Annotated in this window: 17 protein-coding genes; 10 read left to right on the top strand and 7 right to left on the bottom strand. The window is 41.4% G+C overall.

Annotation, left to right across the window (positions count from 1 at the left end):
- Window positions 1-26 precede the first annotated feature (26 nt).
- Window positions 27-1,151, bottom strand: a complete 1,125-nt coding sequence (gene mqnC / locus EOD41_RS11110; RefSeq protein WP_127704888.1) for a cyclic dehypoxanthinyl futalosine synthase — start codon at window positions 1,149-1,151, stop codon at window positions 27-29.
- Between the two features lie 144 nt (window positions 1,152-1,295).
- On the opposite strand from mqnC, the gene EOD41_RS11105 reads away from it, so the two are divergent.
- Complete coding sequence (locus EOD41_RS11105) at window positions 1,296-1,787, top strand: hypothetical protein (protein WP_127704887.1); 492 nt, start codon at window positions 1,296-1,298, stop codon at window positions 1,785-1,787.
- Window positions 1,788-1,792: 5 nt separating this feature from the next.
- Here the strand turns inward: EOD41_RS11105 and EOD41_RS11100 are convergent, their stop codons facing one another.
- Window positions 1,793-3,298, bottom strand: a complete 1,506-nt coding sequence (locus EOD41_RS11100) for an ATP-binding cassette domain-containing protein (protein ID WP_127704886.1) — start codon at window positions 3,296-3,298, stop codon at window positions 1,793-1,795.
- 86 nt (window positions 3,299-3,384) lie between these two features.
- On the opposite strand from EOD41_RS11100, the gene EOD41_RS11095 reads away from it, so the two are divergent.
- Window positions 3,385-3,546 (top strand): phosphatidate cytidylyltransferase, encoded by a 162-nt coding sequence (locus tag EOD41_RS11095; RefSeq protein ID WP_127704885.1) that lies wholly within the window; start codon window positions 3,385-3,387, stop codon window positions 3,544-3,546.
- Between the two features lie 72 nt (window positions 3,547-3,618).
- Here the strand turns inward: EOD41_RS11095 and EOD41_RS11090 are convergent, their stop codons facing one another.
- Both EOD41_RS11090 and EOD41_RS11085 read right to left on the bottom strand, forming a co-directional pair.
- A complete protein-coding gene (locus EOD41_RS11090) occupies window positions 3,619-3,816 on the bottom strand; it encodes a hypothetical protein (RefSeq protein WP_127704884.1) in 198 nt (65 codons plus the stop codon).
- A gap of 120 nt (window positions 3,817-3,936) precedes the next feature.
- Complete coding sequence (locus tag EOD41_RS11085) at window positions 3,937-4,158, bottom strand: hypothetical protein (protein ID WP_127704883.1); 222 nt, start codon at window positions 4,156-4,158, stop codon at window positions 3,937-3,939.
- Window positions 4,159-4,398: 240 nt separating this feature from the next.
- Between EOD41_RS11085 and EOD41_RS11080 the strand changes: the two genes are divergently transcribed.
- The 3 genes from EOD41_RS11080 (at window position 4,399) to EOD41_RS11070 (ending at window position 6,853) form a co-directional block, all read left to right on the top strand.
- The gene (locus tag EOD41_RS11080; protein ID WP_127704882.1) at window positions 4,399-4,974 is read left to right on the top strand and encodes an RNA polymerase sigma factor; all 576 of its coding nucleotides are present in this window, start codon (window positions 4,399-4,401) and stop codon (window positions 4,972-4,974) included.
- Window positions 4,975-4,981: 7 nt separating this feature from the next.
- Entirely contained in the window at window positions 4,982-6,094 is a 1,113-nt protein-coding gene (locus EOD41_RS11075) for a S1C family serine protease (RefSeq protein WP_127704881.1), read from the top strand.
- A gap of 102 nt (window positions 6,095-6,196) precedes the next feature.
- Window positions 6,197-6,853: a YceH family protein gene (locus tag EOD41_RS11070; protein ID WP_127704880.1), complete on the top strand. Its 657-nt coding sequence runs from the start codon at window positions 6,197-6,199 to the stop codon at window positions 6,851-6,853.
- Here the strand turns inward: EOD41_RS11070 and EOD41_RS11065 are convergent.
- The 3 genes from EOD41_RS11065 to EOD41_RS11055 all read right to left on the bottom strand — a co-directional run bounded on the left by EOD41_RS11065 (window position 6,850) and on the right by EOD41_RS11055 (window position 8,958).
- A complete protein-coding gene (locus tag EOD41_RS11065) occupies window positions 6,850-7,074 on the bottom strand; it encodes a hypothetical protein (protein ID WP_127704879.1) in 225 nt (74 codons plus the stop codon). The two genes, EOD41_RS11070 and EOD41_RS11065, sit on opposite strands and share 4 nt — an antisense overlap.
- Before the next feature lie 9 nt (window positions 7,075-7,083).
- A complete protein-coding gene (locus EOD41_RS11060) occupies window positions 7,084-8,226 on the bottom strand; it encodes a putative sensor domain DACNV-containing protein (protein WP_127704878.1) in 1,143 nt (380 codons plus the stop codon).
- Window positions 8,227-8,322: 96 nt separating this feature from the next.
- Complete coding sequence (locus EOD41_RS11055) at window positions 8,323-8,958, bottom strand: MgtC/SapB family protein (protein WP_127704877.1); 636 nt, start codon at window positions 8,956-8,958, stop codon at window positions 8,323-8,325.
- Between the two features lie 193 nt (window positions 8,959-9,151).
- On the opposite strand from EOD41_RS11055, the gene EOD41_RS11050 reads away from it, so the two are divergent.
- The 5 genes from EOD41_RS11050 (at window position 9,152) to EOD41_RS11030 (ending at window position 14,160) form a co-directional block, all read left to right on the top strand.
- Entirely contained in the window at window positions 9,152-9,997 is an 846-nt protein-coding gene (locus tag EOD41_RS11050) for an aldo/keto reductase (RefSeq protein ID WP_127704876.1), read from the top strand.
- 69 nt (window positions 9,998-10,066) lie between these two features.
- Window positions 10,067-10,813 (top strand): DUF481 domain-containing protein, encoded by a 747-nt coding sequence (locus tag EOD41_RS11045; RefSeq protein WP_240663357.1) that lies wholly within the window; start codon window positions 10,067-10,069, stop codon window positions 10,811-10,813.
- Window positions 10,814-11,092: 279 nt separating this feature from the next.
- Entirely contained in the window at window positions 11,093-12,454 is a 1,362-nt protein-coding gene (locus EOD41_RS11040; RefSeq protein ID WP_127704874.1) for an acetylxylan esterase, read from the top strand.
- A gap of 11 nt (window positions 12,455-12,465) precedes the next feature.
- Window positions 12,466-13,317 carry a hypothetical protein gene (locus tag EOD41_RS11035; protein ID WP_127704873.1) on the top strand — a complete coding sequence of 284 codons (852 nt, stop codon included), beginning with the start codon at window positions 12,466-12,468 and terminating at the stop codon, window positions 13,315-13,317.
- Window positions 13,318-13,332: 15 nt separating this feature from the next.
- On the top strand, window positions 13,333-14,160 hold the full coding sequence (locus EOD41_RS11030; protein WP_127704872.1) for a hypothetical protein: 828 nt from the start codon (window positions 13,333-13,335) through the stop codon (window positions 14,158-14,160).
- Window positions 14,161-14,179 lie beyond the last annotated feature (19 nt).

The following is a 14,179-nucleotide window of genomic DNA, read 5'->3' as shown; positions in this document are numbered from 1 at the left end:
AGGCCCGGTGACGGGCCTTTTGTATTTTAATAGTTAATTACTTGCTCTTCTATTTGTGACGGCATTTCGCGCCACTCGTATTTCTGGTTACGCAACTGTGGTTCAAAACCCGCTTCCCGTATCGACTGCTGTATACCTGCCGCTGTAAACCTGTGAGGTGCACCCGCTGCCGACACCACGTTTTCTTCAATCATTATCGAGCCAAAATCATTTGCGCCTGCGTGCAAGCACAGCTGTGCTACCTGTTTACCAACCGTTAACCATGAGGCTTGTATATTTTTAATGTTTGGAAGCATTATGCGGCTAAGCGCTATCATACGCAAGTATTCATCGCCGGTAACATTGTTGGTAATGCCACGTACTTTGCGTAGTAATGTGCCATCGTCCTGAAAAGGCCACGGAATAAATGCGGTAAAACCATAAGCTCCTTCAGGCTTTTCGCTTTGCACTTCGCGGATCCATACCAAATGCTCAAAGCGCTCTTCAATGGTTTCCACATGGCCAAACATCATGGTAGCCGATGTTGGCAGGTTAAGCTTATGTGCCGCGCGCATAACATCCAGCCACTCTTTGCCACCGCATTTTCCTTTTGATATCAGTCGGCGTACACGGTCGTTTAGTATTTCAGCACCTGCTCCCGGTAGTGAATCAAGGCCGGCAGCTTGCAGCTCTTTCAGCACATCGTAATGACTCATGCTTTCCAGTTTGGCTACGTGCGCAATTTCCGGCGGACCTAATGAATGCAGTTTAAGCGTTGGGTAAAGTTCTTTTAGCTGACGGAACAGGTCGGCATAAAACTGAAGACCAAGATCGGGGTGGTGGCCGCCTTGTAATAAAAGCTGATCGCCACCATAACGAAAGGTTTCCTCAATTTTGCGTTTATAGGTTTCAATATCAGTAATGTAGCTATCCTCGTGCCCCGGGCGACGGAAAAAGTTACAGAACTTGCAGTTGGCTATGCAAACGTTGGTAGTGTTTACATTACGGTCTATCTGCCAGGTAACTTTACCATGTGGAACCTGTATTTTACGCAACTGGTTAGCCACATGCATAAGCGCCGCGGTAGGGGCGTTGTGATACAGGTGAACCCCTTCTTCCAAACTCAAAAAATCAAATTGCAGGGCGCGCTGCAGCAGGTCGGCCGTATTCATACAACAAATATAGTGGTTGTTGAAGTTATATTATATAATGGTTGTAAAGGGCGTGTAAATTTGGTGGATTGAAGTTCGCACATAAATAGTTATTTATATGATTTAATTATATTAAGCAGATATCTTACCTTATTTAATATAACAATGAAATATCTTAATCAACTTATTATATCATTAAGCTTTTGTATTGGTTGCTCATGTGGTGGCGAACAATATTCGGATGGTTACGAACGCAATTTTGAAACTTATGAACAGTTGTATGATACCACCAAAAATAATTTACGGATAACAGGAGCATTTCCTAAGGAGATAATTTCTACTGACGCTTACAATTTGCGCAATATATCATATATTAAATATTATGCTTCCGTAGGTACATTTAATTATTCCGAAAATAAATTTTATGACTCGGTATTTGCAAACACTGAAATACAAATTAAATTTTCTTTGTTTGAACGTAAAGCAAAGGAAAATAGAAATTTATTACCTAATTGGTTCTTGAACATGGATAGTTTGAATAAAAACAATTTCACTGCTATTAGAATTGGCAGTTTGTATGCAGCAAGAAATTTAAAAGAGAAAAAAATTTATTATGTAAGATCTTATATTGATGCCAGTACGAATAATACTTATTAAATCATTCAAACCACTTTTCCCTTTTCCAACCTCAAAACCTTATCCACACTATCCGGTATCTCATGCTGATAATGTGTTACGTATATCAGTGTTACATTACTTATGCGGCAAATGGTGTCAACCACCTGTTTAAAGTGTTCCTGCTGATGGCTGTCGAGGCCCTGGCAGGGTTCGTCAAATATCAATAACGGTGGATTTTTTACCAGCGCGCGTGCCAACAGGCAAAGGCGCTGCACTGCGGCAGGGATGTTGCGCAGGGGTACACGTGCATACTTCCCAATCTCTAAAACTTTCATCCATTGCAAGGCCTTGTCGGAAAGTGTTTTGTTGCTTTGCCTGAACAGGCCGATGGTATCATAGTAACCCGATTCTATCACCTGCAGGCAGCTGTTATCTGCCGGAAAATATTGGTACAGTTCAGGTGAAACAAAACCTATCTTCTTTTTAATATCCCAAATGCTTTCACCACTGCCACGGCGTTTATCAAAAAGTACAATGTGGTTAGCATAGGCCTGTGGGTTATCACCATTCACTAAACTTAGCAGCGTTGATTTACCTGCCCCGTTGGCACCCAATAACGCCCAGCGTTCGCCGGGTTTAACTTCCCAGTTTACATTTTGCAGAACAATGTTGTCGCCATAACGGATATTTACATTCTGCATGTTGATGATGTGGTTAAAATCTACATTTGCTTGTTCACCTATCAAGGCTTTTACTTCATCAGCATTGGCAAACAGTTCTTCATGCTGAATGTCGAAATGATAATCAGCTCGCGTAAATGTTTCTTTTATTGTGCCCTGATCAAGCACCGCAACATGCGTTACAGCCAAAGGTACTTCCGCTGGTGATGAAGTAAGCACAACGGTTATGCCCGACGCGATTATCTTTTCAATAATCACATTGAATTCGGCGCGGCTTTGTACATCAAGTCCAGCCAGCGGATTATCAAGCAATAACAACAAAGGGTTTTTCAGCAAAGCTGATGCAAGCCTTAACCGCTTAGTTTCGCCATTTGAAAGCTTTATTAGTTGTTTATCGCGCAGCGGAGCAAGATTTAAAAGTTCGGTTACCTTTTCCAGTGTCCAGTAATCATTACCGATAACTGGTTTAATATCCCATAAATATTCACTTACTGTTAACGCGTCTTCCGAGTCGGATGAGTTATACCGCTGCTGATAATAAAATTCAGTAGTGTTCGATAGATTTTTAAAGTGATGCTTCGGCTCAACCAATACTACTAACTGGTGAAAGGTGAAGTTTTCAGGCAGATGAGGATGACGAGTGCAATATTCAGTATAAAAATCAAGGGTTACTTCGCCATGGATGATATTCAATTTACCCGCTATGGCCTGCAGCAGCACACTCTTGCCCGATCCGCTTGGGCCGGTTAATGCCCAGTGCTGACCTTTGGCTATATTAAAAGTAAGTTTATCAAAAAGAATCTTATCAAACAAACGTATGGTAACATCTTTCAGCGAAAGAAAATTAGGAGCGAGGGTATCTGTATTCACCCGGCTAAAATAAACAACTTGTTTAAAATAGGCTTTATCAAAAACATACCTATTGCTATCCTGTTATTCAGATAAACATCACCCTTATGAAAAGAATAAACATATTTTTAATAGCGATGGCTATGGTTGGCCTGAGCAGTTGTTCGGTAGTTGGCGATATATTTAAAGCCGGATATTACGTAGGTATAATAGTAGTGCTGATTGTGATTGGCCTTATATGGTGGCTGGTATCTATGTTTAGAAAATAATACTGCACCACTAAAATAAAAAAAGCTGCTCTGATATTCAGAGCAGCTTTTTTTATCTTACTTGCTGTAAAATTACATAGCTGAATCAGCAGCAGCAGTATCAGCAGCAGCAGTATCAGTAGCAGCTGGAGAATCAACAACTGTAGTGTCAGTAGTTACTGTAGTGTCAGTAGCAGTTGAATCTTCTGAAGCTGAACCTGAACCTTTACAAGCAGCAACTGAAAGAGAGATAGCAAGGGCTAAAAAGCCTAATTTGAATGCGTTTTTCATTTTAATTTTTTTTTATTAGTGATTAATAGTTTAACCTTAATACCCGAAATAATAAAAGGTAACCCATTAATTTGAAAAAAAATTAATGGATTACCTTTTCTATTGAAAAATATCTCAGTGTTAGTGAGTTTCAGTTTCTTTTTTCTCAGTTTCAGTAGTAACAGTTGTGTCTTTACCGGCTGAATCAGTAGTAACATTAGTGTCAACTGCAGTAGTATCAGTAACAATTGTTGAAGAATCGGTTACAGTAGTATCAGAACCTTTATCACCTTTACCTTCGCAGGCAACAACAGCAGCTGAAATAACAAGAGCAAAAAAACCTAATTTAAATGCATTTTTCATATTGTATAATTTTTAAGTGTTACGGTCTTTTATACTGGAAACGCTAAAAGGTAACCCATCCGTGTTGTGAAAATTTAAAATGTTCTGTTTGCCGTAAGTTATTTTAATGTCGTTATCAGAGCTTTGTTAAACTAAGGGTTACTTTTACTACCGCTCCTGTATTAAGGTGTGTGTAACTTTCATCACATTAATTTTTTTTTATGGATAATGGGTTACATTTTCGCATAAATTGTATTAATAGTGAATAGCAAGTCAAATAGCTCAGTACCAACCGACAGCGAAGTAATTTTAGGAATACTCAATAACTCGGAAGTGGTTTTAAAGCGTTTATACGTGGCTTATTTCCCGATGGTGCTGCAACTGATTATAAATAATAATGGTAGCAGTGATGATGCCAAGGATATATATCAGGAAGCTATTATAGTTCTTTATAACAAAGTTAAGTCGGGTGATTTTGAATTAAGCAGTAAGCTAAAAACCTACCTGTATTCGGTTAGCCGCAGGCTTTGGCTTAAACGGCTGGCGCAGTTAAACAGGTATAGCGGCGATATCAAGGACTTTGAAGAGCATTCGCCGGCTGATGAGGATGAGGCTGAAAAACATACCGACCGTGACATACAGTTTGGCCGTATGGAAAACGCGCTTAAATTGCTTGGCGAACCTTGTAAAACCATTATGGAAGATTTTTACATCCATAACCGGTCGATGCAAGATATATGTGAGCGTTTTGGTTATACCAATGCCGATAACGCCAAAACACAAAAATATAAATGCCTGCAAAGGCTAAAAAAGCTGTTCTTTCAGCAAGGTAATTAGTAGGGATATGAGTGACAGAAATTTAACAGAAGCGATTGACCGTTATCTTAACGGCGAAATGCAAGGCGAAGAGCTTTTGCGTTTCGAGGATTTGCGCCGCAATAATCCGGATATTGACAGGCAGATTGCCGAGCATAAAAGCTTTTTGGCTGCTTTAAAGCATTATGGAGAGCGTTTGCAACTGGAAGAACGGCTGAACGCTATTCATGAAGAAATAGATGTACATACGCTTAAAGAAGAGTTGCAGATAAAACCAAACTGGATCATACAGCTTTGGCGTCATCATCACTCAAAAATATCTGTAGCAGCATCAATAGCTATTTTCGCCGTTCTTATTACTTTGTTCTTTACCGGAAATTTAAAACGCAATGATCCTGCTTACATGCAGTTAAGGCAGGAAATAGCGCAGGTAAAACAATCTACAGCCATACTTGGCAGGCAAAACCGTAATCTCGACAATAAGGTTAACGCTGTAAAAGCCGCTATAAAAAATACCAACCCGGGAAGCTTTGCCGGTACCGGTTTCGCGCTTACTTCAAACGGTTATCTGGTAACCAATTATCACGTTGTAAAAGGCGCTGATTCAGTTTATGTACAAAATGCGGATGGCGAATCGTTCCACGCAAAAATCATTTACACCGAACCTCAAAATGATATCGCGTTCCTGCAAATCAACGATGAATCATTTAAACCGTTGGGTTCTGTTCCGTATAATATCCGCAAAGGTAAAAGTGATTTAGGTGAGGATGTGTTTACAGTAGGCTATCCGTCTGACGCTATCCGGTTTAGCCCGGGATATTTAACCTCACCTTCGGGTTTTGATGGCGATTCAACAGCGTATGAGGTATCGATTGCTGCCCGCCCGGGTAACAGCGGTGGTCCGTTGCTTGATACCCGTGGTAACCTTATTGGTATTATCAGCGGAAAACAATCAAAGTACGAAACCTCATCGTTCGCGAAAAAATCAAGCTACCTGATGGAGGCTATTCAAAACATTCCGGCTGATTCGCTTAGCAAACCATTAACGCTTAACAGTCGTAACGGGCTTGCCGGCCTTAGCCGTACGCAACAGATAAAAAAGCTGCAGAACTTTATTTTCATGGTGAAAGTTTATAACTAAATATAATCAACACCCTAACAACCATATTACATTGCCCGGTTGCACGTCTGCTGCCGGGCTTTTTATTGTTGCCATTGTTATGCCGATGTTTATTTTTGCCGTATGGAGCAAACACCTGCATTACCTGTACTTACCGATACTGAACTGCGTGTACTTGGCAGTTTGATGGAAAAATCCCGCACAACGCCCGAATACTATCCGCTTACACTTAACAGCTTAACTACGGCGTGTAATCAAAAAACCGCACGCAAGCCGGTGGTTGATTATGATGACGAGACGGTTATTTCAGCACTTGATACCTTAAAGAAGAAAGGGCTGATATCAACAGTAACCGGTGGGGGGAGCCGTGTAATAAAATATAAGCACAACTTCGCTATTGTTTATCCTATTGTACCTGCCGAGGTTGCAGTAATATGCCTGCTGATATTGCGTGGGCCTCAAACGCCGGGCGAGATCAATACCAATTCGGGCAGAATGTATGAGTTTGAATCGCTTGATGAGGTGCAGGAGATACTGGACAAATTATCATCAGGCGAAACTATTTATTTACAGCAGTTGCCGAAGCGCCCCGGACAAAAAGAAGTTCGTTATGCTCATTTACTTGGCGGAACTATTGATTATACTGAAGACGATGTGGAAACCAGTGCAAGCAGCCGTGTAAGCAATAGCCAATTAGAAAACCGTATTGCAGCTTTGGAGGCTGAGGTAACCGAGCTAAAGGAATCGCTTAATAAACTGATGAAAGAACTTGGCGTTTAATTGAACGACTGCTTGAACGCCACAAGTACTTCAAGAAATAAATCTCTATCTAAGGCGACTGATGCAGGCTGTTCAGGTTTCAACGGCTTACCATTTTTATAACGTACAGGGAAGAGATTCACAAAGTCCTGCATGGATATTTCATATTTTATCCAGGGATGTTTGCGGTAAATATCCTGTAAACGCATTTCAAATAGGGAAGCACTAAGCGGGTCGGTCATTGCGCAAAGTTACAATAAAAGGATATCTATGCGGTGGGCATGCACTATTTGCAGTTTTTCCGACCATGAAAAAATGGTAAAATGCCCGTCTTGTGATGCTACCAAAGCTATAGAGTCATGCTGATCATGTACAAATTGCGCTGCGGCCAGGTGCCGGGTGCCACCGTTTTGAGAAGGATGTATGCGCTCGGCTTTTCCTTCAACAACTGGTTCTGTTATTATTAGCTGTTCAACAGGTACGCTGTTTTCTGATCGTGCTATTTTGGCACCAAAGGCAAGCAGTTCATGGTTACGAGTAAGCACTGTAGCGCCGTCAACAGCTGTAAATCCTCCAATAATTTTTATTGATTCAAGCAAAGCTTCCTGCCATTCTAAAGTATCGCCGTCTTCAGCTTCACGTCTCAGTAAGTCGGTTATAGCAGTGTAAGGCGGGTGAACCGGGTAACTTATGGGTTGCACTATAGAATCTCTCCACCTTTCACTATGTGGCGGTACAACAACCACAAGTCCGCCACGCCCGTGCAAGCGCATTGATGCCGCAAGTTGTACCAGCACATTCACATTGCTTTCAGTTTTATAAGGCAACGGCAACCCAAGCAGCGAGGTAAGCAATTCGGGGCAATCACCAAGACCTGAAGTCCGCTCGTCTACAATTTTAACATCGTCACCTTTTAGTATGGCCACATTCACAAATTTGCCGAAGCCATCGGTACGTTTATGTTTAATTACCAGCAGGCCGGGTTCGGCTACTTCAAGTACAAAGCAAATTCCGGGTATGGTATGTGTGGTACCCCAAATGTACAGTCCGTCGTTTTCGCGCCACACGCCAAGATGAATGCCCGGTTGCTCAACTGCTGGTGCCAGCTTAATAAGATTTTTGGGTGTAAGCCTGATCTTCCTTCCGAAAGCAAGGGGCTGTTCGCATTGCGAAGGTTGCAGCAATGCCAGCGATACCCTTGGCGGCCGACCTTCCTCGCGGCGCAAACTTGCCCAAAAAGCAACATCAATAGCCGCTTCAATTATTTCAGCGCCGGGGTTATCAGCCAGGTCAACCTCGCCCTGCAGGCGTGCCGCTTCAATATGTTTTTCAAAATGCTCTTCAATGGTAGAGGCTACCATACGGGCTGCAAGGTATGTCGGTTCAGACAGCATAAGTTTCGGGCTGGTATCGGCACAAATTTACTATATAAATCGTAATTAAAATTACGGTGATAACCTCGCCTCAAATTATTGCGCTTTAGCTACAAATTAATGAAACTCGCTTATTTCCTTCATTTGTACCATGTGCTCAACCAATTTGTCGGCATTTCTTTGAGTGCCCGAAACCATCAGTACCGCACACAACCCATTGTTCTCTTTGTATATCTGTACGCGTTTACTTTTCATTTTAAATTGCTTAATGGCTTCCTCAAGTTTGGTAAGCTGAGTGATATCATAACCCGCAAAACTGATCTTCAATACTTTACTTTTTTGAAGTGATACAATGGTTTCTTCTGCTTTATTAACCAGGATAAGAACGAACAACGTAATCACAGTGAACACAACAGCCAGCGAATAATAACCAATCCCCGCTGTCATGCCAATACCTGCTGATGTCCATATCACGGCGGCGGTTGTAAGGCCAAGTACATTTAGTTTATCTTTAAAGATTACGCCCGCACCTATAAAGCCTATACCGGTAATAATATTAGCAGATATACGGTCGTCAGTACCGGCGCCAAAACGTGACACGATAGTGAAAATGGTCGATCCGAGTGTTATGAGTATAATAGTACGGAAGCCGGTAGATTTGTTTTTGAACTCCCGCTCGAAACCGATAGCACCCCCACAAATTACCGACACAATAATGCTGATAATATCCCTGAATTCGATAGAAAAGTCCATATTAGTTTTTATGACAAAAACACATAAACAAAAAAGTTGTGTTAGTTTAATGTTAATTGAATGTTTTCTATGCCAAATAATATTTGTTGTTAAATAGCTTTTGTCAAGCCAAACTCAAATAAAACACTATGTCTGACAAACCAGGTGCATTGGTATAGTTAATGTGAAACTGATAGAATAAATTCATAATAACATGACAAGTGTAAAAGAACAACTGACTTTTAAACTTAACGGTGAACTTGAAATAAACCGTTTAGGATATGGCGCCATGCAGCTTACCGGCCATGGTGTATTTGGTGATGTAGCCGACCGTGAAAATGCTAAAACCGTACTGCAAACTGCCGTTTCGGCAGGGGTTAACTTTATTGATACTGCCGATGCTTATGGGCCTCATACTAATGAGGTGCTTATAGCTGAAGCTTTGCATCCTTATCAAAACGGGTTGGTAATAGCTACTAAGGGCGGTTTTGAGCGCCCCGGGCCGAACAACTGGGTGCCAAACGGTAATCCCGGTTTTATCGCGAAAAACATTGAAGGCAGCCTTGAACGATTAAAAGTTGATACAATCGATCTTTGGCAATTGCACCGTATCGACCCAAAAGTTCCGGTTGAAGAAACCCTTGCACCAGTTGTTGATGCCGTTAATGCAGGTAAAATAAAATATGTAGGTCTTTCGGAAGTAGGAGTAGAAGATATTGAGCGCGTACGTAAGATATTACCTATTGTATCAGTACAAAACCTGTACAATCTTGGTGAACGCAAATGGGAGGATGTGCTTGATTATACTATTGAAAATGATCTGGCCTTTATACCATGGTACCCGCTGGCATCAGGCCCGCAATCATTAGAGAGCAAAATAAAAAGCATAGCGGCTAAGCACAATGCTACCACTGCGCAAATTGCTTTGGCATGGCTGCTTAAACGTGCTGATAATATTTTACTAATCCCGGGCACAAAATCAGTTAGCCACTTACATGAAAACCTGAAGGCAGCAGAAATTGAACTTTCTGATGAGGATTTTGAAGCTTTATCTGCTTAATAATTTGATGCAGTAAAGGTACGAAGGCGGCAAAGGAAAACTTTGCCGCCTTCGTGTTGTTAAAAAAGTGTGCGTTCGGCAATAACACTCAAACATATTGTTCTGCTTCTGATGATTTCGGGTATGTGGCTTCATGGCTTTTCACAATTTACTGATTCAACCCACTACCGTGCGACTTATCAGTCGTCAGGCTCGATAAACCGCACACGCGACGGTAATACTTATTTGCTAAACAATGCTTTCAGGTTCGGCGTGAAAAAGAAGGATATGCTGCTGAACTTCAACAACAGCTGGATATACGGCCGTCAGCAGGATGCACTTACCAATAATGATTTTTCTACCTCGCTTGATTTTAACCTGTATCAAACACCCAAATTTTATTATTGGGGACTGGCAAACTACAATACCAGCTATTCGTTGAAAGTGAACAACCAATTACTGGCAGGGGTTGGATTAGCATATAACATACTGGATAAAGAAAATGCTTATCTTAATGTCAGTGATGGTGTGCTTTACGACAAAAGCGATCTGTTTTTAAATGATACCACACGTGATGTTTACCATACTTACCGCAACTCGGCCAGACTGGCATTCAGGTTTACTATTTATAAAGTGATCACAATTGAAAGCAGTACATTCCTTCAAAATTCATTCGATTACGGTTACGATTATATAATCCGCTCAACCAACAGTCTTTCATTTAAACTGAACCCCTGGCTTAGCCTTACCACAGCTCTTGCATATAACCGGCAGAACCGCACGAACAGCGAAAACCTGTTGTTCACATATGGGCTTACTTTGGAAAAATATTTCTGACTCAACCATTGCTTTGTGGAATACTAAGAGTTTGTGAATAACAATCAATGCTCTCTTTTTGCTTTTAAACTAATAAGGAATAACTTTTGCATAACATGTGATGTGAAACTTCACACATAAGGAATTCAATATAGTTTTTGATTAAATAAGTTAAAATCCGTGAAAAAATAATCGGGTTACAACTTTTTAAAAGCTATAATGAAGAAAATTTTCCTCAAAGTGTGGAACTTCCTGATTTGTGTCCCGTATTAGTTATTGCATCAACTACTGATTTTAAACTTGAAAACTAAATTACTTGTTGCCATTGCATTGCTGCTATCATTTGAGCGGGCCAACTGTTTGGCAAACGCCTTATTTTATCAGCAGCAGGAAGAAACTCACCAGGAAGGTGAAGAGGAAGAAGGTGAAATTCTCCTTAAAATAAAGCCTTCGGTAAAAACTGCAGTTTTTAATGACAATGACATTGTTTACAATGTAAATATCAAAAGCACCTATAAAATAAAGCAAGACGGTAAGGTGTCTTACTTATTGCGTGACGCTTTTGGCAAAACCATGCATACTGCTGCCAAGGAAGTAAAAATTGGTCCGCATGGCGGCACAAGTCTGTCATTTAAGCTGCCTCCTCAGGCGGCCGGGTTTTATGATCTTAGCTTCAGGTTTAACCTGGATGCTTATGATGATACCGTGCGTAATGTGTTCGGTGTAAAGCCTGAACAGATTATCCCTAAACTAAGTAAGCCTGCGGATTTTAACGATTTCTGGAAACGCACTAAAGATTCGCTTAAAAAGATAGCGCCGAATTTTACCGTAGTTGAGCAGCCAAGCCTGTCAACCAAAGACATTAAGGTTTACCTGGTGCAAATGCGTTCGTGGGGAAATGTAACTATTAAAGGCTGGCTTACTATTCCAAATAAACGGCCTAAAAAGCTGCCTATACGTTACCGTGTGCCGGGTTATCTGGTTACCATGGAACCCAGTATGATGGAAGATGATTTTGCCGTACTGCAATTGAATGTACGTGGTAATGGCAATGCCAAAGATGCTATAAACACACACGGCATACAGTATAACTTATACAACATTAATGATAAGGACAGGTATGTATATCGTGCAGTGTATATGGATTGCATCCGGGGGCTCGACTTTTTGTACTCGCATGCAAACCTTGGCCTTGATACCTCACGTATTTCAATTGATGGCGGAAGCCAGGGCGGTGCGCTTGCCATAGTTGTTGCCGCGTTGGATAAACGCATAAAACTTGTTACTACCGAGGTGCCGCTATATGCGGATATGCATAACGCATATGCCATTACCAAAGAGATGTTCCCGGGTAAGCTAACACCGGTGGGTTATATGGTTAATTATGTTAAACAAAACCGGGGCTTTACCGATCAAAGGCTGTTCAGAACATGGGATTACTTTGACCCGCTGAACTTTGCGCCGCTGGTTAAATGCCCGGTGCTGATGGGTATAGGTTTGCTTGATGAGCTTTGTCCTCCGCAATGCAGTTACGGATTGTTTAATAAACTTTCAACAGCTAAAAAAGAAATTTGGGTAACACCTGATAAGGGCCACGAAGTTGATGGGAATTATTACCGTTACCAGGCACAATGGCTGCGCGAATACTTTTTACTGCCATAAGATATAACAGCATGAAGAAACACTTATTTAAATACTTAGTACTGTTTTATATGCTGATACCGGCTACTTTGCTGGCCGGCTGGCCTGTTGGTAAAAGGCATTATGTTATATCAGCATCTTACTCGTTGTTTGCAGCCAACAAAAGCTGGGACAGTGTTGGTACCCTGCGCGGCGACAGAGGTAAATTTATGGCGCATTCATTTAGTGTAAGCGGCATTTACGGGCTTGGCCGTAACGTCGACCTGTCGGTAAACCTGCCATTTTCATTCTTAACATCAACTTCGGCTAACGGTTACAGTGCCAACACTTCAGGGCCGGGCGATTTGCAGGTAGGGTTGAATTTCGCGCTGAAAAATTTTAATTATTCGAATTACATATCGCTATATGTAGGTGGGATATTGCCACTATACAAAAATACCGCTGTAAGGTCACTTGGCCTTGGTAACTCAGGCGCAACTGTAAAATTGATGAACACCGGCGGCCTGGGTAAAAAAGCTTATTACGATATCCAGTTAGGAGTAAATAAATACTTCGGTTTAAACGCGCCGGTACAAGGCACCGGAGACTTTACTTTAGGTTTTAAACTTAGCCGCTGGGATCAGCTTACCTTTAATGTTGGTGGTGTCTATTCATACAGCGAAGACAAATCATTCAGCTTAAATACATTTTCGGTGCGCGACTTTGCTTATGCAAAAGGGGCCATTGGTTATGGCCACTCATTCAGCAAGCGCTTTACGCTGTTTGCAAGCGGTTTCTATACTTTTATCGGTCGTAATTCGGGGCAGGGCTATGGTGGTGCTTTAACCTGTATGATGAAACTGCCTTACTATGACCGTAACAAACACGAACAATATTTGAAATAAACGATATCAGGTAAGATGAAGAAAAATATACTAACCAAGCTCTTATTATCCGTTTTGCTTTTGGCAAGTGCACTAACCAATGCATTAGCGGGCGGCATGCCGGTAAAAAAAGGCAAATATATACTGTCGGGTTCAATAAGCTATTTCAGATCGAATGACCTGTGGGGTGGCAGCGGAAAGGTTGTTAAATATCCTTCAAACGGGTACTTCTCATCAACTTCAGTTTCGCTTTATGGCGAGTATGGTATATCGCGCAGGTTTACAGCGGTTGTTACGCTGCCTTACCTGGTAAATGATTTCATTTTGGAAGATGGCATAAACTCGGTTAGCGGTTTAGGTGATGCAGAGGTTGGCTTACGGTATTACTTAGGTAATATCGGATTCAAGCATTACTTCGGGTTACAGGCTTCGGCTGTGTTACCGCTTTATAGCAATGCTACGCTGGGTTTTTCAAAACCTGCTGTTGACGCAAAGATATCCTATTCAGGTTCAGGTAAGCTTGGCTCAAAATCTATAAGTCTTGGCGGCGATATCGGCGTAAGGCAGTACTTTGAAAGTGAAGGCCCGTTTCAGTTCAAATATTCAGGTAATTTCAGCTATTACATCGGTAAAAAGGACCAGATAGGCGTAGGTGTTTCGGGTGCTATATCAACAAGTATAAATAAAACAGTTAATCCCAATATACTTATCAATAAAGATTACTCGTTTACAATGGCATCACTAAACTACGGTCACAATTTCACGCCAAAGCTATCCTTGTTTGCTGGTGCTAACCACATTTTAGTTGGCCGCTCAACAGGTCGTGGAAACAGTTTCCTGCTTTCGGTGATCACTAAATTTTAAAAACATCAGGCTACTATTA

Source organism: Mucilaginibacter limnophilus (genome assembly GCF_004005815.1).
Taxonomy (GTDB): Bacteria; Bacteroidota; Bacteroidia; order Sphingobacteriales; family Sphingobacteriaceae; genus Mucilaginibacter; species Mucilaginibacter limnophilus.
The sequence above is the reverse complement of the archived record's forward strand: the minus strand, read 5'-3'. Positions and strand labels throughout refer to the sequence as shown.

What these genes read in the sequence shown, in the direction of transcription:
- mqnC (WP_127704888.1), bottom strand. Translation starts at nt 1,151, where the DNA reads ATGAATACGGCCGACCTGCTGCAGCGCGCCCTGCAATTTGATTTTTTG.
- EOD41_RS11105 (WP_127704887.1), top strand. Translation starts at nt 1,296, where the DNA reads ATGAAATATCTTAATCAACTTATTATATCATTAAGCTTTTGTATTGGT.
- EOD41_RS11095 (WP_127704885.1), top strand. Translation starts at nt 3,385, where the DNA reads ATGAAAAGAATAAACATATTTTTAATAGCGATGGCTATGGTTGGCCTG.
- EOD41_RS11090 (WP_127704884.1), bottom strand. Translation starts at nt 3,816, where the DNA reads ATGAAAAACGCATTCAAATTAGGCTTTTTAGCCCTTGCTATCTCTCTT.
- EOD41_RS11085 (WP_127704883.1), bottom strand. Translation starts at nt 4,158, where the DNA reads ATGAAAAATGCATTTAAATTAGGTTTTTTTGCTCTTGTTATTTCAGCT.
- EOD41_RS11075 (WP_127704881.1), top strand. Translation starts at nt 4,982, where the DNA reads ATGAGTGACAGAAATTTAACAGAAGCGATTGACCGTTATCTTAACGGC.
- EOD41_RS11070 (WP_127704880.1), top strand. Translation starts at nt 6,197, where the DNA reads ATGGAGCAAACACCTGCATTACCTGTACTTACCGATACTGAACTGCGT.
- EOD41_RS11065 (WP_127704879.1), bottom strand. Translation starts at nt 7,074, where the DNA reads ATGACCGACCCGCTTAGTGCTTCCCTATTTGAAATGCGTTTACAGGAT.
- EOD41_RS11060 (WP_127704878.1), bottom strand. Translation starts at nt 8,226, where the DNA reads ATGCTGTCTGAACCGACATACCTTGCAGCCCGTATGGTAGCCTCTACC.
- EOD41_RS11055 (WP_127704877.1), bottom strand. Translation starts at nt 8,958, where the DNA reads ATGGACTTTTCTATCGAATTCAGGGATATTATCAGCATTATTGTGTCG.
- EOD41_RS11050 (WP_127704876.1), top strand. Translation starts at nt 9,152, where the DNA reads ATGACAAGTGTAAAAGAACAACTGACTTTTAAACTTAACGGTGAACTT.
- EOD41_RS11035 (WP_127704873.1), top strand. Translation starts at nt 12,466, where the DNA reads ATGAAGAAACACTTATTTAAATACTTAGTACTGTTTTATATGCTGATA.
- EOD41_RS11030 (WP_127704872.1), top strand. Translation starts at nt 13,333, where the DNA reads ATGAAGAAAAATATACTAACCAAGCTCTTATTATCCGTTTTGCTTTTG.